Source organism: Paraburkholderia sediminicola (assembly GCF_902859805.1).
In the GTDB taxonomy this organism is placed as follows: domain Bacteria; phylum Pseudomonadota; class Gammaproteobacteria; order Burkholderiales; family Burkholderiaceae; genus Paraburkholderia; species Paraburkholderia sediminicola.
In genome coordinates this window covers 366,171-382,414 of record NZ_CADIKC010000007.1, presented here as the reverse complement: position 1 = coordinate 382,414, position 16,244 = coordinate 366,171, and the positions used below count along the sequence as shown (strand labels likewise).

The following is a 16,244-nucleotide window of genomic DNA, read 5'->3' as shown; positions in this document are numbered from 1 at the left end:
GGTTTTCGCGGCCGTCGCGGCGCCCACCGCTCCATGTGGGCTCACCCCGGTTGATCGGCATTTCACCCGGCGCGAACGACCGTAGCACCGCGCCTTCGCGGAAATATCCTGACGAAGGCCCGGTGCTCGCCCTTCACGAAGAACCCGCGGCACGACGAGCGTGCCGCCCTCAGCATCTGCATTCATGACCGATTCGAGCTACGACGCACAGGCCGTGCGCAGCTGGCTGCAAGGCCTGCAAACGCATATCGCGGACACGCTCGGCGCGTTCGACGGTAAGCCGTTCGCGACCGACGCATGGCAGCGCGCCCCCGGCGAAAAGCTGCGCGGCGGCGGCTGCACGCGGATTCTGGAAGGTGGCAACTTCTTCGAGCGGGCCGGCATTGGTTTTTCGGACGTAGCAGGCGACGCGTTGCCGGGTTCCGCCAGCGCCGCGCGCCCGCAACTGGCCGGCCGTGGTTTTGAAGCCATGGGCGTTTCGCTCGTGCTGCACCCGCACAATCCGCACTGCCCGACCGTGCATATGAACGTGCGTCTGCTGATCGCGACCAAGGCAGGCGAAGAGCCGGTGTTCTGGTTCGGCGGCGGCATGGACCTGACGCCGTACTACGGCTACGAGGAAGACGCGCAGCATTTCCATCGTGTGTGCCGCGACGCGCTGCAGCCTTATGGCGCCGACCTCTACCCGAGTTTCAAGCGTTGGTGTGACGAATACTTCTTCCTCAAGCACCGCAATGAACCGCGTGGCATCGGCGGGATTTTCTTCGACGATTTCTCGGCGCCGGGCTTCGATCAATCATTCGCGATGCTGAAAAGCGTCGGCGAAGGATTCCTCAAAGCGTACATGCCGATCATCGAAAAGCGCCGCAACATTCCGTACGGCGAAGCCGAGCGTGACTTCCAGGCATACCGGCGCGGCCGCTACGTCGAGTTCAATCTGGTCTTCGACCGTGGCACACTGTTTGGGCTGCAGAGCGGCGGACGCACCGAATCGATACTGATGTCGATGCCGCCTGTGGTGAACTGGCGCTACAACTGGCAGCCCGAACCGGGCACGCCGGAAGCGCGTCTTTACAGCGATTTTCTCGTGCCGCGCGAGTGGGTGTGAGGCTTCAGGCCCGCACCGTACTCCACGTGACCACGACAAAGGATCTTCACCTGAAGCCGAACGCTCATCCTGTCGCCCTGCCTCGCCGGATTGGACTGCTCGGCGGCACTTTCGATCCGATCCACGACGGCCACCTCGCGCTCGCGCGGCGTTTCGCCGAGGTGCTGAACCTGACCGAGCTGGTGTTGCTTCCGGCCGGCCAGCCATGGCAGAAAACGGACGTGTCAGCGGCTGTTCACAGGCTGGCCATGACCCGCGCCGCAGCCACTGCGTTGGTGCTGCCGGGTGTGACCGTGCGGGTGGCGACCGACGAGATCGAACACGACGGTCCGACATACACGATCAACACGCTGCAGTTATGGCGTGAACGCGAAGGTCCGGATGCGTCGATTGCGCTTCTGATCGGCGCGGACCAACTGGTGCATCTCGACACCTGGCGCGACTGGCGGCGTCTGTTCGAGTTTGCTCATATTTGCGCGGCCACGCGCCCCGGGTTCGACCTCGCATCGATTCCGCCCGTGGTCGCGAAAGAAATCGACGCGCGCCGTGCCCGCGCCGACGTTCTGCAAGCCACCCCCTGCGGGCACTTGCTGATCGATACGACGCTTGCGTTCAACGTCTCGGCCACCGACATTCGCGCGCATCTGCGCGAACAGGTGACCCAGCGGCTCGCCCTCGCGGGCGGCGAACCGCAAGACAGGAGCCAGGCCCGGGCCGCAAGCCATGTCCCCACTGCGGTGTGGGACTATATTCTTCAACATCATCTGTACCACCGGTAACCCCATGGATATTCGCAAACTGCAACGCGTGATCGTCGACGCTCTCGAAGACGTCAAAGCGCAAGACATCAAGGTGTTCAACACCAGCCACCTGACCGCGCTGTTCGATCGCGTGATCGTCGCCTCCGGCACCTCGAACCGCCAGACCAAGGCGCTCGCTTCGAGCGTGCGCGAGAGCGTCAAGGAAAACGGCGGCGACGTTATCAGCACCGAAGGTGACGACGTCGGCGAATGGGTGCTGGTCGATTGCGGCGACGCGATCGTGCACATCCTGCAACCGGCGCTGCGCCAGTACTACAACCTCGAAGAAATCTGGGGCGACAAGCCCGTGCGCATCAAGCTGTCCACGCCGAACCCGTTCGGTGGCGCCAGCGCGAGCGAACCGGACGACGAGGAAGAAGAGGACGAAGCGCCGGCTGCGAAGAAAACCGCACGCAAGACGCCGGTACGCCGCAAGTAAGTACGCGGCTGGCAAACCGCTGAAGTCCGCGACGCAAAGGCAAAGCTTGCGTGCGCGATTGCAGCGCTTGCGCCCCCGATTACATCCGTCATGAAACTGCACATCCTCGCCGTCGGCCACAAGATGCCAGACTGGATCGCCACCGGCTTCGACGAATACGCGAAGCGCATGCCGTCCGAGCTGCGCATCGAGCTGCGCGAGATCAAGCCCGAGCAGCGTTCGTCGGGGCGTCCGGCCGAAAGCGTGATGGCAGCCGAACGGCAGAAAATCGAAGCCGCGTTGCCGAAGAACGCACGCATCGTCGCGCTCGATGAACGCGGCAAGGACTGGACCACGATGCAGCTTGCCGGCGCGCTGCCCGGCTGGCAGCAGGACGGGCGCGACGTGGCATTTCTGATCGGCGGCGCCGACGGGCTCGATCCCGATCTGAAAGCACGCGCCGATATGCTGCTGCGTGTCTCCAGCCTGACGCTGCCGCACGCCATGGTGCGCGTGCTGCTCGCCGAACAGCTTTACCGCGCGTGGACCATCACGCAAAATCACCCCTATCACCGCGTGTGAGCGAACGAAGCAGCTGACGGATCGCGTGTTTGCTGATCCTGCTGGCGGCGCTGATTGACGCGCTTCTGGATGCATTTGTGGACGCATGTGCAGGCGCGTTCATCGATACATCGATCGACGCGCTTTTCGTCGTGTCCTTCGGCTCGTTCATCGTCGCCTGACTGACACGCTCATCGCGTGCGCCTCGCGCATTGACGCAACCCGCCTCATCGAGACCTGTTCATGCCCACGTCCGCCGCTTCGCTGCATCCGTTCGTCTACCTCGCTTCCCAAAGTCCGCGCCGTCAGGAGTTGCTGCAACAACTCGGCGTGCGTTTCGAATTGCTCCTGCCGCGTCCCGATGAAGATGCCGAAGCGCTCGAAGTCGAGCTCCCCGGCGAGCGGGCGCGCGACTACGTGCAGCGCGTGTGCATCGCGAAGGCGCACGCCGCGCGCGCACGCCTCGTGGCAGGCGGGCATGCCGCACGACCGATCCTGGTTGCCGACACAACCGTCACGATCGACGACGCGATCCTCGGCAAGCCCGTCGACGCCGACGATGCCGTCGCGATGCTCACGCGCCTCGCGGGCCGCGATCACGAAGTGCTGACGGCCATTGCCGTGGTCGACGCGGAAGGCACGTTGCTGCCTGCCGCGCTATCGGTGTCGAAGGTGCGTTTTGCTGCACTGCAAGCGGACGCCGTGCGCCGCTATGCCGCAAGCGGCGAGCCGCTCGGCAAGGCGGGCGCATACGGCGTGCAGGGACGCGCCGCGGAGTTTATCGAGCATATCGACGGGTCCTATTCAGGTATCATGGGTTTGCCGCTTTTTGAAACCGCTGCCCTCCTGCGTGCAGCGCGCATCGACTTCTAAAATAACACCATGAATGAAGAAATCCTGATCAATGTCACGCCGCAGGAAACGCGCGTCGCGCTCGTCCAGCAAGGCGCCGTCCAGGAACTTCACGTCGAACGAACGCTGTCGCGAGGACGCGTCGGCAATGTCTATCTCGGCAAAGTCGTCCGCGTGTTGCCGGGCATGCAATCCGCCTTCATCGACATCGGTCTGGAACGCGCCGCGTTCCTCCACGTAGCGGATATCTGGCATCCGCGCATTGCGGGCGAACCGCAGCATCAAACGCCGCATCAGCCCATCGAGAAAATCGTCTTCGAAGGTCAGACGCTGATGGTGCAGGTCGTGAAGGATCCGATCGGCACCAAAGGCGCGAGGCTGTCCACGCAAGTGAGTATCGCCGGGCGCACGCTCGTGTATCTGCCGCAGGAGCCGCACATCGGCATCTCGCAGAAAATCGAGAGCGAAGCCGAACGCGAGGCCGTGCGTGCGCGTCTGACCGCCGTGCTGCCTGCCGACGAAAAAGGCGGCTACATCGTGCGCACCATCGCTGAAGATGCAACCAGCGAAGAATTGGCCGGCGACGTCGCGTATCTGCGCAAGACGTGGGCAACGATCATCTCGCAAGGTCAGCGCATGCCGCCGACCAGTCTGCTGTATCAGGACCTGAATCTTGCACAGCGTGTGCTGCGAGATTTCGTCAACGACGAGACCTCGCGCATTCAGGTCGACTCGCGCGAGACCTATCAGATGCTCGCCGACTTCGCGGCGGAATTCACGCCGGCGGTATCGTCGAAGCTGCATCACTACACCGGCGAGCGGCCGCTCTTCGATCTGTACAACATCGAGGCGGAAATCCAGCGCGCATTGTCACGCCGGGTCGATCTGAAGTCGGGCGGCTATCTGGTGATCGACCAGACCGAAGCGATGACCACCATCGACGTGAACACCGGCGGCTATGTCGGCGCGCGCAACTTCGACGATACGATCTTCAAGACCAACCTCGAAGCCGCGCACACCATCGCGCGGCAATTGCGCCTGCGTAATCTGGGCGGCGTGATCATCATCGACTTCATCGATATGGAGAACATCGAGCATCGCGATCAGGTGCTTGGTGAGTTGAAGAAGGCGCTCTCGCGCGATCGCACGCGCGTGACCGTGAACGGTTTCTCGCAGCTCGGACTCGTGGAGATGACGCGCAAGCGCACGCGTGAATCGTTGGCGCATGTGCTGTGCGAGCCCTGCCCGGTTTGTCAGGGCAAGGGACAGGTCAAGACGTCGCGCACGGTGTGCTACGACGTGCTGCGCGAAATTCTGCGCGAGTCGCGGCAGTTCAATCCGCGCGAGTTTCGCGTGGTGGCGTCGCAGCAGGTGATCGATCTTTTCCTCGAGGAAGAGTCGCAGCATCTGGCGATGCTGATCGATTTCATCGGCAAGCCGGTGTCGTTGCAGGTGGAGTCGAACTTGAGCCAGGAACAGTACGATATCGTGTTGATGTAACGTTGCTCGATGCGCTCTGTAGCGCCTCATTGCTCGCCTGATCGAAGCCTCCCGGCTCGATGATTTCCCCCCTCCACTCCACTCGCGAGACTTCTTGAAGGAGTCTCGCGACGTTCGTCCAGCGTCCGCGCAGATATTCAGCATCCGGCGCGGTGCTTTCTCCGGGTTTTGGTTGATTTAAAACGGAGAACCCCTCACTACAATGAACGTTGCAATGCTGCTTGGTCGTCTGGAAAGAACGTCATAACTCGCCGGATTTAGGGGGCGCAGCATGTTGAACGCTGAAGATCTCTACGAAAGCCAGCACTGGCGCGAACTCGACTTACGCGACAAGATCGACTCACGGCTGCAGTCATCACTCACGCTTGTTACCGCGATTATCGGAGCGCTTAGTTTTCTGCTGACTAACGTCGATATCGGGCACAAGCATGGTCTCGTGGATTATCTGTTTTTCGCGCTTCTGGCGATCACCTTTGCGTTACTGTTCTTGTCCGGGTTTTATTTTTTCAGATCCTCGGTCGGTTCGCTCTTCCATAGAAACACGTACAAAACCCTTCCAGTGTCGACGGAGCTGGAGAGATACAAGCGTGGATGGGACGCTACGATAGCCAGATCGCCCCAGAGGGCACAGGCGCAGGGAATAACATCGGCAGACGAGCTTAAAAAACTATTAATAGAAAATTATCTCGCGCGCCAGGAAACCAACGCAAAAATCAACGACGAACGCGCGAAGAATATTTCCAATATCAATCTCCTCGTCATAGTTGAGGCCCTGCTAACCGCGGCCGCTTTCTCGATCTTCTACTTAGGCGGTCTGAATAAGGCGGACCTGCCGAAAACCCAGGATATAAAAATAACAGCACCGATCGATATACGTAGCATACCTTCTACCCAGCAAACCCAATGTTTCTTCTGGTTTCCGCCCACGGAATACGCGCACGGGCCCCGGACCAGCAAGGGACATAGTAAATAAGCGCTTTTGAGCGCCCCAGAACGTTCCGATACACATGGAGGTTGCCATGCAAGTCAGGTTCAATCCGGCCAAGGACGATTCGCCTGTCGGGCCCGTCTCGAGCACGCCTCCGGAGCCGCCGCTGGAGCCGCCGGCAAAGCCGCTTCCCCGAGACCTGCCGTTCAGAGGTCCATCCGATCCACAAAAGCCGCCGCTCGTTGACGTTGCTTGAGTCAGCGAAATAGTCTGCGCGTCACTTCGAAGCCGGCAGTCACTGCGGGTCGTTGGGTGCTGAGGTTTTGCTCACGCCCTTCTGCAAACGCTGCCTGCCGCGCAAACAGCTCTCAGATTTAGGTTCCCAATCTCTCCCGGCCCTCAATTTCCTCATTGACGTCGTTCGACCCAGCCGCGTATAACCATCCCATTGGATGTTAATTGGATGGCGTGCGGATGCCGAGCCGACGCCGAACGGAATAGAAATGGCCAACCTCAAACTCGTCGACACCTCCCGCCCCAAAGGCGGCGAGACCGAAAAGATCACCATCAATCTCGGCCCAATCGACCTGGGCCAGATCGACTTACTCGTCGAAGAAGGCTTTTACTCGAACCGCACCGACCTGATCCGTACGGCGATTCGCAACCAGTTAGCCATCCACGCGCAGGTCGTCACGGAAACGGTGACCCGGCGCGCGCTGGTACTCGGCCTGCAGCACTTCTCGAAACAGGACCTCGAAGCCGCTCAAGCCTCGAGCGAGCGACTGGACATTCACGTGCTCGGCCTCGCCAGCATCGCAGCCGATGTGCCGCCGGAACTCGCGGCGGCCACGATCGCGTCGGTGGTGGTGCTCGGCGCGTTTCACGCGTCGCCCGCGGTCAAGGCGGCGCTCGCCGGACGCATCAGGTAGGGGTGCCCGGCATGGCTGATTCGTTGGTTGAAGCCATGCTGAGGCCGTGAAACTCATCGCCTGACTCCGTCACGCGCAATGTAGGTCAACGCAGTAACTGCCGATCATGAAAATGAATGAAGATTTCCTGAAGTCGATGAAAGAAGCCTTCGACCTGCTGCGCACGAAGGGGCCGAAAGAAGCGACCGCTGCGGTTCAGCGCGCACTCGCCGGCAACAAGGCCAACGCGGGCAATGCGCAAACCTCGCCCATGCCGCAAAGTGTCAACGAATGGGCACAAGCGTGGACGCAGGCGCAATCCCACGCCAACACCACGCCGCACGCCCCTGCCGAGCGCACTTTCGACGCCGACACACCCGGCACCTTCAGCACCCACACCTTCAGCAACAGCGCGGGCCAACGCCAATACAAGCTCTACGTACCCGCCGTCTACAAGAGCGAACCGTTGCCGCTCATCGTGATGCTGCACGGCTGCACGCAAAACGCCGATGACTTCGCGGCCGGCACGCGCATGAACGAAATGGCCGAGCGTCATGGCTTCATCGTCGTGTATCCGAATCAATCGCAGGCAGCCAATCCGTCGACCTGCTGGAACTGGTTCAAGCCTGCCGACCAGCAGCGCGATCAGGGCGAACCGTCGTTGATCGCCGGCATCACGCGTGAGGTGATGGCGCGTTATCGCGTCGATCCGGCGCGGGTGTATGTGGCGGGTCTGTCGGCAGGTGGCGCCATGGCGGACATCATGCTGAAAACCTCGCCCGATCTGTACGCCGCGGCCTGCGTGCATTCCGGCCTCGCCTACGGAAGCGCGAATGATCTGCCCTCAGCGCTCGCCGCAATGAAGGGCGGCAAAGCGCATCGCAGCCGCTCGCACGTCGAACCGCAGCGCCCGCTCATCGTGTTTCAAGGCGACGCGGACACGACCGTGCATCCCTCGAACGCCGCTGCGCTGTTAGCGAGCTTCGATGGCGGCGTCACGACACTCAACCCGCTGTCGCACACTGCAGGCACCGCGAGCGGCCGGCGCGGATGCACGGTGCAACGGTTCGTCGCCGCGAACGGTGTCGAAGCGGAATACTGGTCGATCCATGGCGCGGGCCACGCATGGGCCGGCGGCAGTCAGCGCGGCACCTACACGGACCCATCCGGCCCTGACGCGACAGCCGAAATGCTGCGCTTCTTCCTCGCCCATCCGCGCGCAGCAGGGGCACACTGAGCGCCATTCGACTGACGAATCATTTTGACGAAAACGCTGTACATCCTGCCGCAAAGGTATAAAGTGGCTCATGTTGCAGCGCAGCAAAATCACTGCGCCGCGTCGACCTGCCGTCTCGCGTGAGACCTGGCCTCCGAAATCCTTTGGGCGCCTGCCCCGGGTCACTTTGGAGATCACTTATGCACAGCCCCGCGATCGAACATAGCGCAGCCTTCGGCCAACGCACTTTCAACATCTTCACCAACCTGCAGCTCGACGGGCTGGCATGTCTGCAAAAGCTCGGCGAACTCAATCTCGCGGCACTGAAGGCAACCGTCACCGAAAGCAAGAGCGCATTGTCGGCCGGCCAGTTCACCACCGCGCCGTTCGCCGGCGTGTCCGATCTGCAGCAGCAACTGGTGCAACGCACCTTGTCGTACGCGCAGCACGTCAAGGAAATTGACGCGCAATTCACCGCGGCGTTGACCAAGGCCGGCGAATCGCTGCGCGAAGAGTTCGGCGCCAACGTGGCGCAACTCGGTTCCGGCTTCGGCCAAACCACGCCGTTCAGCTCGGATAGCGCATTCGGGGCAATGCAATCCGTGATGGCCTCGATGATTCATTCGAGCAATGTGGTTCAGGACAGTATCAAGCGTGCCTCCGCTATGGCCGGCACGGCGATTACCGCCGCGGACGACGCAGCAAAATAAGTCTCGTGTCGTAATGCGAGCAGATGAAAAGGGGCCATTCGGCCCCTTTCTCTTTTCCGGCTAGCTTTGGCGACACGCGTTTTGCGCCAAATACGACGCGCTGCGGCAATTGAAGGATCGCGACCGACGTCAAGTTGGCAGCGGAATTGCCGCCATCAACCGCCGATCGTCAGCCGGTGCCCAACGGCTTCAGCAAATTGCGCAACGCCGCGATGGTGATGGGCCGCGAGAACCAGAATCCCTGCGCCTCGTCGCAGCCGAGCGCTTCCAGTTGCGCGGCCTGCTCGGCTGTCTCCACACCTTCAGCCGTCACCCGCAATTTCAACGCATGGGCCATGGCGATAATGGCGCCGACGAGCGCCGCGCACTGCGGATCGGTACTCATGCGCATCACAAACGAGCGATCGATTTTCAGGCGATTCAGCGGAAAGCGCGTGAGATAAGCGAGACTCGAATAGCCGGTGCCGAAATCATCCACCGCGACTTCGACGCCCAATTCGCGCAACGCATGCAGCGTCTGCAATGCCAGCTCGGTGTCGCCCAGCAGCACGCCCTCGGTGATTTCCACTTCAAGGTACGAAGGGTCGAGCGCGGCATCTTCGAGCGCTCCGCGGATCGTCTCGAACAGATTGTGCCGCTGGAACTGCTGCGGGGAGACGTTCACCGCGACCCGCGGCAAAGTGCCGGTAAGCCGCAGTAATTTGCCGGCGTCGCGGCACGCGGTTCGGATCACCCACTCGCCGATCTGCTCGATCAGGCCCGACTCTTCTGCGACCGGCACGAACTCGACCGGACTGATCAACCCACGCTGCGGATGATTCCAGCGCAGCAGCGTCTCCACCTGCGCGATGCGGCCATTGGAAAGCGTCACCTGCGGCTGATACACGAGATGCAGTTGCTGACGCTCGAGCGCTTCGCGCAGCATCGTCTCCAATTCGAAGCGGCGCGCCGCCTGGCCTTCGAGCGCGGTAGAAAAGCGCCGCACCGCATTGCCGTTGACCGCCGAAGCCGCCGACAACGCCACGCCCGCGCGACGCATCAGTGTCGGCGCATCGGCGCCGTCCGCAGGATAGGCGACGACGCCGATACTCGCCGTGATGTTCAGCGCGGTGCCCGCGTAGTCGATCGATTCGGCGATGCGGCCCAGCGCCTCAGCCGCAAAAGCGTCGGCCGCCGCGCCGGTTTCATTGATCAGCAGCGCGAATTGCGTGCCACCGATCGAGGCGATCGTGCCGTCGTTAGGAAAGAGACCGCGCAGCCGTTCACCGACGATCTGCAACACCAGTTCGGCCGCATGCAAACCGAGCGCATCGCGTAGTTTGCGCAGATGATCGAGTTCGGCGATCAGCACGGTAAAGCCATTACCGTTGCGCTGGCAGCGCGCAATCGTCAACTCGAGGCGTTCGGTGAAAAGCGTCTGATTGGGCAGGCGGGTCACGCCGTCATGATGCGAGACGTACCACAGGCGTGCTTCGGACTGCGCGTAGCGCGTCATGTCGATAGCGATGCCAACGTAACGGGCGGCCCCCGTGGCTAAACCGCCGGGATGTGCCGGCTCGGCGGCGAGCGGCGCCAGCGCGAACACCACGCGAATCGGACTGCCGTTGCGCCGCACATAGGACCATTCGCCTTCATAGCGCGAGCCTAGCGCCGATAGCGGCGGCAACTCAGCGCGCCGCCTCGCGAGTTCGGCCGGGTCGAGCAAAGACTCAAAAGTGCGCCGGCCGATCAATTCTTCGGCGGTAAAGCCGGTCAGCTTCTCGAAAGCTGCGTTGACGATGTCGAACGTGCCGCCGGCTGTGCAAATGAACATGCCGTAGGGCGCCGCCGCAAGCGCGGCGTCGCGTGTGCGCGTTTCGGCGTAAGGGTGAACTTGCATCGCGCCGGCCTTTGAATTTCCTGGATATTAAAAGCGAATGAGGAAAGCGGATGAGCGTTCTTCCTGACGCGCACCGTGCAACCGGCAAATCCGGCGGTTTCGGTCCGATCCGCCGGGTAACGTTCGTATGATAGCGGCTTTCCTGGCCGGGTCCACCGCATCGGCCGCACGTTCCCCGCGGCAATCGTTTCCCTCGGTGTATTCCCCGATTCCGGCAGCGGCACGCCCGTCATCGCGCACATCATAAAGCGCCCGCTATTACCGGGATACTCCGCGCCCCATGACTCAACGTACACCGGCTTTCGACGCCTTCCCACAGGGCTTCGCCGGATTGACTACCGTTATATCCACCGATATATTTCGCTCGCGATCCTTCGACAAAAACACTGCCCCACTGCATGGATCCGCACGAAACAGGGTCCCGTTTTTCATGTCCAAGGAAGTCATCGATTCGCACCTTCTCAAGGTGCTGCACACGCTACTGACCGAATCGAGCGTCTCGCGCACCGCAACGTTGCTCGGACAATCGCAGCCGACCGTCAGCGTGGCGCTGCGCAAACTGCGCGACATGACCGGCGATCCGCTGCTCGTGCGCAGCGGCAGCCGGATGGTTCTCACCGCGCACGCACTCACGCTGATCGAACCCACGGCGCAGGCGCTGAACAGTATCGCGGCCATTCTGCATCCCACCACGTCGTTCAATCCGGCCACCACCAGCCAGACCTTTCGGATCGGCTCGCCGGATTATCTCGATGCGTTCTTCGTCCCCGCCGTGGTCGATGCGTTTCATCGCGAAGCGCCCGGTGCGAAGCTCGAGTTCCGGCATCTGATGATGGTGGACGGCGGCTACGAACACGGCCTCGAAAGCGGCTTTCTCGATCTGGTGATTGGCAACTGGCGTACGCCGCCGGAGCATCTGCATTTGCAGCCGCTGTGCAAGGACGAACTGGTGTGCCTGATGCGCAACGGCCATCCCATCAAGCCGGGGCGGCTTAGCAAGCCCGTCTACGAAGAGGCCGAACATCTGGCCGTAATGACGTACAACACGACGTCGTGGGGCACGGTCGACGTCGAACTCGCGCGTAATGGCCTATCGCGCACCGTCACTACGACGCTGCCTTACTTCGGCATGGCGCCCTATGTTTTAGCGCGCTCGAATCTGCTGTTCACGACCACGCGTGCGCTCGCCACGCACTACACCAGGATGCTGCCGCTGCGTATCGAGCCGATTCCCGGCGAGCCGCAGGCGCTCACCTACTATCAACTCTGGCACGACCGCACGCATCGCAGCGTCGCCGCGATCTGGCTGCGCAGGCTGATCGCCAACGTCGCGAAAGATCTGGTTTCCTAAGCGTTCGCCACCGGCACGCACCTCTTTCACGCAGATAAAAAAACGCCGCAAGCAGAGCTTGCGGCGCAAATGCGATCATCGGATGTGTTGCAGGTGACAGGCCCTTAAAACACCGAGCGATCACAAAGTGAGGTCGGTCAGACGGAACATTGTTATGGGTCAGCTAGTCGCCATTGGCCCCTCTGTCATGGCCTTGATCAAGGCGGCCTTGCCCTCGATCGCTGCGCCGAGCAAGGCGAAGCCCAACGGACGCTCGCTGGTGGCATGCCGGCACACGGCGCGCGCCGCGTGTTTCGCGGCATCGCCGGCGGTTTCGATCGACCACGCGCCCTCGCCCTCGGGCGTCACGACGACGGCAGGACTCGCGGGCGTCTTCACGGTAATCGGCATCACCGGAAAGGCAACGCGCGTCGGCTGCCCGGCCAGGGTGCGCGCAAGCGCTCGCGCGGCGTGCATGATCGGCAGAACATACGGCTGCACCTTGCCGTCGATCGCGGCACAGTCTCCGAGTGCGTAGATATCGGGTGCACTGGTGCGGCACCACGCATCGGTTCGAATGCCCTGATCGATCTCGAGACCCGCAGCAGCAGCCAAGGCCGTACGCGGCACGAGGCCGACCGCCGAGACAACAAGATCCGCGACGATCGGCTCACCGTCGGCGAACGTCAGCCGGTAGCCGTCCGACAAGCGGTCGATACGATCCACACTGCGGCCAGGATGAAAACGGATACCGCCATCGTCAAGCGCGCGGGCGAAAATCTCGCCCACGTCTTGCGGAAGCAGGCGGGCCAGCGGCGTCGAAGCCGGATCGATCAGGTTGACCGCATAACCAGCGGCGGCCAGATCGTTGGCAAACTCGCAGCCGATCAGACCCGCGCCCAGAATCGCCACCGAGCGGCAACGCGTGAGCGCCAACCTGAAGCGCGCGTAATCGCCGAGGTCGTTGATCGACATCACGTCGGCCGCGCCATCGCCCGCCACCTTCAGACGCCGCGGGTCCGCGCCCGTAGCCAGCACCAGCTTGCTGTAGCCGAGCAACGCATTGTCGACCACCAGCGTATGCTCGGCCGGCAAAATGCGCTCCACACGCTGATTGACGCGAATCCACGCGCCCAGCTGCGCCGCCATCGCCATGGCGTCGAAACTCGCCAACGCCTGCGGCTCTTTCTTCATCGCCAGTGCATTCGACAACATCGGCTTCGAATAGAAGCTGCCGTCGTCGCGGCTGATCATCACGATCGGCACCGTGCTATCGAGCTTGCGCAGTTCGCGCGCAACCGTATAGCCCGCCATGCCCGTACCGACGATCACCACCGGCGATTCTTTGCCTTTGCCCTCATGCTGAGCGGCCGTCATGCGATCACCTGCATTTCAAAGTCGTGTTTGCCGGTCGCGCAGTCCGGGCACAACCAGTCGTCCGGTACATCTTCCCAGCGCGTGCCCGGCGCAATGCCGGCTTCCGGCAGACCCAGCGCTTCGTCATAGCGAAAGCCGCAGATCACGCATTCCCATACTTTCATGACTTCTCTCCCGAATCACCAATCACCCATCACCCATCACGAGCCCGCGCCGCGAACTAGCGCACATAAGCCTGGCCGAGGCCAATCTCGGCCAACGCCCGACGGTAGGCGCCCGACGAACGGTCGGCGAGAATCGGCGCTTCCGCCGCGCGGTCGATCGGCAGATCTTCCGGGCGCTGCTGTTCGACGATCGCACGATCTTCTTCGAACACCTGACGGTTGAACGCGTAGACGTCCTCGAGCGGCAAATCCTTATCGAAGTTGCGCACGATTGGCACGAACAGACGCGTCTTGCGCGCGGACACCGGGCTCGCGGCATTCAGGATCGACAGGCGGCCGTTTTCGGGAAAGTGCACGGTCAGGCGCGCAAAGAACGGCACATCCACGTCGAAGAAGCGGTGCCACAGATAACCCTCAGGCGCGCGATGCTGCATCGATTTCGGGAAGTTGCTGACCGTGCTCACGTACTCCGCGTGCATGCCGCGTTCGCGCCGCTCGACCGAATACTGCGGCACCACCGGGTTATGCCGGTCGGCAAAACTGTCGTGGTGAATCCACGCAAAATGCGCGACGTCGATGAAGCCTTCAGTCTGACGTCCCGCGGAAGCGTTGATGTCGATCGAGGGCGGCAGGATCTGCTGGAAGTCGGGATCGTCCCAGTTGGGAAACGCGGGTAACGCTTCGGTGCCGCCACCCAGCGAGACCCACACGAGACCATACGCTTCCTGCGTCGCATACGTGACGAGATGCAGGCGCTCGGGAATCGGGCCATCCGTTTGCGACGGAATGTGTTTGCACTTGCCGTCATTGCCGTACGCGAGGCCGTGATACGGGCACACGATATTGCCGTTATCGACCCACCCCTGGCTGAGCGGCGCGCCGCGATGCGGACAGATATCGCGCGCGCTCACCAGTTGGCCATTCGAGCGGAATACGACCAGAGGCTCGTCAAGCAGCGTCACGCTGATGGGTTTGTCGGTCACCTCGGCGGCGAACGCTACCGGATGCCAGTAGCGGCTGAGAATCTCCCAGTCGTGGCTATCGAAGGTGCAATTGCGGGGTAAAGCGGGGGAACGTTGGAACGTCAGCGGCCTGGTGGTGGCGGCGGTGGCAGTAGCGGCGGCGGAACTCATGCGTGTCTCCAAAACCTGGTGGGGGTTCGTCGCGCTCATGTGTTTTCCTGAGCGCGTGGAGAGAACGATAGCGGGATGAGGTCCGCCGACCCATCCCCTGAAATGCATCTAGTCTATGTATGAAAATGCATAGGGTGCCGCCGCACCATTGGATCAGCGCTGACTGAAACGCCTAGGCTGCGCGCGGAAGCGCGGCTTCGATAAACACCGCGCACAGCGCTTCCATGCCCTTCGCGTCTTCTTCATCGAAGCGCGCGACGACCGGACTGTCGACATCCCACACGCCGATCAGCGTGCCGTCCGGTGCGACGAGCGGCACGACGATTTCCGATTGCGACGCCGAATCGCAGGCGATATGACCAGGGAATTCATGCACGTCGCGCACCACTTGCGTCTGACGGGTTTGCGCTGCCGTGCCGCACACGCCCTTGCCGAGCGCAATGCGCACGCAAGCGGGCTTGCCCTGGAAGGGTCCGACCACCAGTTCGCGGCCGTCGTGGAAGTAGAAACCGGCCCAGTTCAGATCGCTCAGGGAATGGAATACGAACGCGGAGAAATTCGCGGCGTTGGCGATCCAGTCGGTTTCGCCGGCGAGCAGCGAGCGCGCCTGGGCGACCAGTTCTTCGTAGTGCGCGGCTTTGGGGAGATGCGAGGCGGAGGAGACTTCGAACATGACGGCGTCCGTAATGAAAGCGGAAAGAGAAACAGCGAGGCGTGCAGTTTAAATCAAGCCGCCGTTTCCTTCACGGCACGCCCCTCGGAGCATGCCGCCCTCTTTCCGTTCGATCTACGTGCGCCCAGATGGCGTTGTCCAGACGTCAAGCCTGCGAACAACGCCGTGCGTCGATTGTTATTCGACGCCGATGATCACGCTCGATGCCTTGAAGATCGCCGTCGCCGCTTTGCCGCTCGCGAGGCCGAGGCGGTCGACGCTTTCATTGGTGATGATCGCAGCGATCTGCGCGCCGCCCGCGCTGATGGTCACTTCCGAATTCACCGCGCCCTTGGTGACTGCCGACACCGTACCGGCGATGCAATTGCGTGCCGACACCTGGCTCTTCGCCACGTCGACCATCACGATCACCGACGACGCCTTGACCAGCGCAAAAGCCTTCTTGCCGGCAGCGAGGCCGAGCGACGTCGCGCTGCCGTGCGTAATGATCGCGACGATCTCGAGACCGTCCGGTGTGCGCAACGTGACTTCGTCGTTCACGGCACCGTGTTTGACTTCGGCGACTTCGCCGGCGAAATGATTGCGTGCGCTGGTTTGCATGTTGTTCTCCTGGTTGTGGAGCCTCGTAAAAGGTGCTTCGAGGCGATGTGTCGAGTGTAAAGAAACGCCCGGCCTGTGCGGTCGCTT

Annotated in this window: 18 protein-coding genes; 12 read left to right on the top strand and 6 right to left on the bottom strand. The window is 62.1% G+C overall.

Annotated elements, in window-relative coordinates; translation table 11 throughout:
- Positions 1-184: 184 nt before the first annotated feature.
- The 11 genes from hemF to R8871_RS24765 all read left to right on the top strand — a co-directional run bounded on the left by hemF (position 185) and on the right by R8871_RS24765 (position 9,001).
- The gene (hemF, locus tag R8871_RS24810; protein ID WP_097391844.1) at positions 185-1,108 is read left to right on the top strand and encodes an oxygen-dependent coproporphyrinogen oxidase; all 924 of its coding nucleotides are present in this window, start codon (positions 185-187) and stop codon (positions 1,106-1,108) included.
- 26 nt (positions 1,109-1,134) lie between these two features.
- Positions 1,135-1,887, top strand: coding sequence for a nicotinate-nucleotide adenylyltransferase (locus R8871_RS24805; protein ID WP_175052832.1), 753 nt, complete (start codon positions 1,135-1,137; stop codon positions 1,885-1,887).
- Between the two features lie 4 nt (positions 1,888-1,891).
- The gene (rsfS, locus tag R8871_RS24800) at positions 1,892-2,347 is read left to right on the top strand and encodes a ribosome silencing factor (RefSeq protein WP_175052831.1); all 456 of its coding nucleotides are present in this window, start codon (positions 1,892-1,894) and stop codon (positions 2,345-2,347) included.
- Between the two features lie 90 nt (positions 2,348-2,437).
- Positions 2,438-2,908, top strand: coding sequence for a 23S rRNA (pseudouridine(1915)-N(3))-methyltransferase RlmH (rlmH, locus tag R8871_RS24795; protein ID WP_175052830.1), 471 nt, complete (start codon positions 2,438-2,440; stop codon positions 2,906-2,908).
- Positions 2,909-2,937: 29 nt separating this feature from the next.
- A complete protein-coding gene (locus R8871_RS38750; RefSeq protein WP_281370250.1) occupies positions 2,938-3,069 on the top strand; it encodes a hypothetical protein in 132 nt (43 codons plus the stop codon).
- A gap of 61 nt (positions 3,070-3,130) precedes the next feature.
- Positions 3,131-3,760, top strand: coding sequence for a Maf family protein (locus R8871_RS24790; RefSeq protein ID WP_054034992.1), 630 nt, complete (start codon positions 3,131-3,133; stop codon positions 3,758-3,760).
- A gap of 9 nt (positions 3,761-3,769) precedes the next feature.
- Positions 3,770-5,239 carry a ribonuclease G gene (gene rng, locus R8871_RS24785; protein WP_093639528.1) on the top strand — a complete coding sequence of 490 codons (1,470 nt, stop codon included), beginning with the start codon at positions 3,770-3,772 and terminating at the stop codon, positions 5,237-5,239.
- A 271-nt stretch (positions 5,240-5,510) separates the two neighbouring features.
- Positions 5,511-6,212 (top strand): hypothetical protein, encoded by a 702-nt coding sequence (locus tag R8871_RS24780; protein WP_175052829.1) that lies wholly within the window; start codon positions 5,511-5,513, stop codon positions 6,210-6,212.
- Positions 6,213-6,670: 458 nt separating this feature from the next.
- The gene (locus tag R8871_RS24775) at positions 6,671-7,096 is read left to right on the top strand and encodes a CopG family transcriptional regulator (protein WP_175052828.1); all 426 of its coding nucleotides are present in this window, start codon (positions 6,671-6,673) and stop codon (positions 7,094-7,096) included.
- Between the two features lie 106 nt (positions 7,097-7,202).
- Positions 7,203-8,312 (top strand): extracellular catalytic domain type 1 short-chain-length polyhydroxyalkanoate depolymerase, encoded by a 1,110-nt coding sequence (locus R8871_RS24770; RefSeq protein ID WP_175052827.1) that lies wholly within the window; start codon positions 7,203-7,205, stop codon positions 8,310-8,312.
- A 179-nt stretch (positions 8,313-8,491) separates the two neighbouring features.
- Positions 8,492-9,001 (top strand): phasin family protein, encoded by a 510-nt coding sequence (locus tag R8871_RS24765; protein WP_175052826.1) that lies wholly within the window; start codon positions 8,492-8,494, stop codon positions 8,999-9,001.
- A 169-nt stretch (positions 9,002-9,170) separates the two neighbouring features.
- On the opposite strand, the gene R8871_RS24760 is transcribed toward R8871_RS24765, so the two are convergent.
- Positions 9,171-10,880 carry a putative bifunctional diguanylate cyclase/phosphodiesterase gene (locus tag R8871_RS24760; RefSeq protein WP_175052825.1) on the bottom strand — a complete coding sequence of 570 codons (1,710 nt, stop codon included), beginning with the start codon at positions 10,878-10,880 and terminating at the stop codon, positions 9,171-9,173.
- A 430-nt stretch (positions 10,881-11,310) separates the two neighbouring features.
- On the opposite strand from R8871_RS24760, the gene R8871_RS24755 reads away from it, so the two are divergent.
- Entirely contained in the window at positions 11,311-12,231 is a 921-nt protein-coding gene (locus tag R8871_RS24755) for a LysR family transcriptional regulator (protein WP_175052824.1), read from the top strand.
- Positions 12,232-12,390: 159 nt separating this feature from the next.
- On the opposite strand, the gene R8871_RS24750 is transcribed toward R8871_RS24755, so the two are convergent.
- The 5 genes from R8871_RS24750 to R8871_RS24730 all read right to left on the bottom strand — a co-directional run bounded on the left by R8871_RS24750 (position 12,391) and on the right by R8871_RS24730 (position 16,157).
- The gene (locus R8871_RS24750; RefSeq protein ID WP_175052823.1) at positions 12,391-13,587 is read right to left on the bottom strand and encodes an NAD(P)/FAD-dependent oxidoreductase; all 1,197 of its coding nucleotides are present in this window, start codon (positions 13,585-13,587) and stop codon (positions 12,391-12,393) included.
- Positions 13,584-13,751: a rubredoxin gene (locus R8871_RS24745; RefSeq protein WP_093639504.1), complete on the bottom strand. Its 168-nt coding sequence runs from the start codon at positions 13,749-13,751 to the stop codon at positions 13,584-13,586. Before R8871_RS24745 ends, R8871_RS24750 begins: the two co-directional genes overlap by 4 nt.
- Before the next feature lie 56 nt (positions 13,752-13,807).
- Positions 13,808-14,884 (bottom strand): aromatic ring-hydroxylating oxygenase subunit alpha, encoded by a 1,077-nt coding sequence (locus R8871_RS24740; RefSeq protein WP_175052822.1) that lies wholly within the window; start codon positions 14,882-14,884, stop codon positions 13,808-13,810.
- Positions 14,885-15,056: 172 nt separating this feature from the next.
- Positions 15,057-15,557: a GAF domain-containing protein gene (locus R8871_RS24735; RefSeq protein WP_175052821.1), complete on the bottom strand. Its 501-nt coding sequence runs from the start codon at positions 15,555-15,557 to the stop codon at positions 15,057-15,059.
- Between the two features lie 177 nt (positions 15,558-15,734).
- Positions 15,735-16,157, bottom strand: a complete 423-nt coding sequence (locus tag R8871_RS24730) for a TOBE domain-containing protein (protein WP_175052820.1) — start codon at positions 16,155-16,157, stop codon at positions 15,735-15,737.
- Between the last annotated feature and the right edge of the window lie 87 nt (positions 16,158-16,244).

Coding starts and splice junctions, on each gene's coding strand:
- hemF (WP_097391844.1), top strand. CDS start 185: ATGACCGATTCGAGCTACGACGCACAGGCCGTGCGCAGCTGGCTGCAA.
- rsfS (WP_175052831.1), top strand. CDS start 1,892: ATGGATATTCGCAAACTGCAACGCGTGATCGTCGACGCTCTCGAAGAC.
- rlmH (WP_175052830.1), top strand. CDS start 2,438: ATGAAACTGCACATCCTCGCCGTCGGCCACAAGATGCCAGACTGGATC.
- R8871_RS24790 (WP_054034992.1), top strand. CDS start 3,131: ATGCCCACGTCCGCCGCTTCGCTGCATCCGTTCGTCTACCTCGCTTCC.
- rng (WP_093639528.1), top strand. CDS start 3,770: ATGAATGAAGAAATCCTGATCAATGTCACGCCGCAGGAAACGCGCGTC.
- R8871_RS24780 (WP_175052829.1), top strand. CDS start 5,511: ATGTTGAACGCTGAAGATCTCTACGAAAGCCAGCACTGGCGCGAACTC.
- R8871_RS24775 (WP_175052828.1), top strand. CDS start 6,671: ATGGCCAACCTCAAACTCGTCGACACCTCCCGCCCCAAAGGCGGCGAG.
- R8871_RS24770 (WP_175052827.1), top strand. CDS start 7,203: ATGAAAATGAATGAAGATTTCCTGAAGTCGATGAAAGAAGCCTTCGAC.
- R8871_RS24765 (WP_175052826.1), top strand. CDS start 8,492: ATGCACAGCCCCGCGATCGAACATAGCGCAGCCTTCGGCCAACGCACT.
- R8871_RS24760 (WP_175052825.1), bottom strand. CDS start 10,880: ATGCAAGTTCACCCTTACGCCGAAACGCGCACACGCGACGCCGCGCTT.
- R8871_RS24755 (WP_175052824.1), top strand. CDS start 11,311: ATGTCCAAGGAAGTCATCGATTCGCACCTTCTCAAGGTGCTGCACACG.
- R8871_RS24750 (WP_175052823.1), bottom strand. CDS start 13,587: ATGACGGCCGCTCAGCATGAGGGCAAAGGCAAAGAATCGCCGGTGGTG.
- R8871_RS24745 (WP_093639504.1), bottom strand. CDS start 13,751: ATGAAAGTATGGGAATGCGTGATCTGCGGCTTTCGCTATGACGAAGCG.
- R8871_RS24740 (WP_175052822.1), bottom strand. CDS start 14,884: ATGAGTTCCGCCGCCGCTACTGCCACCGCCGCCACCACCAGGCCGCTG.
- R8871_RS24735 (WP_175052821.1), bottom strand. CDS start 15,557: ATGTTCGAAGTCTCCTCCGCCTCGCATCTCCCCAAAGCCGCGCACTAC.
- R8871_RS24730 (WP_175052820.1), bottom strand. CDS start 16,157: ATGCAAACCAGCGCACGCAATCATTTCGCCGGCGAAGTCGCCGAAGTC.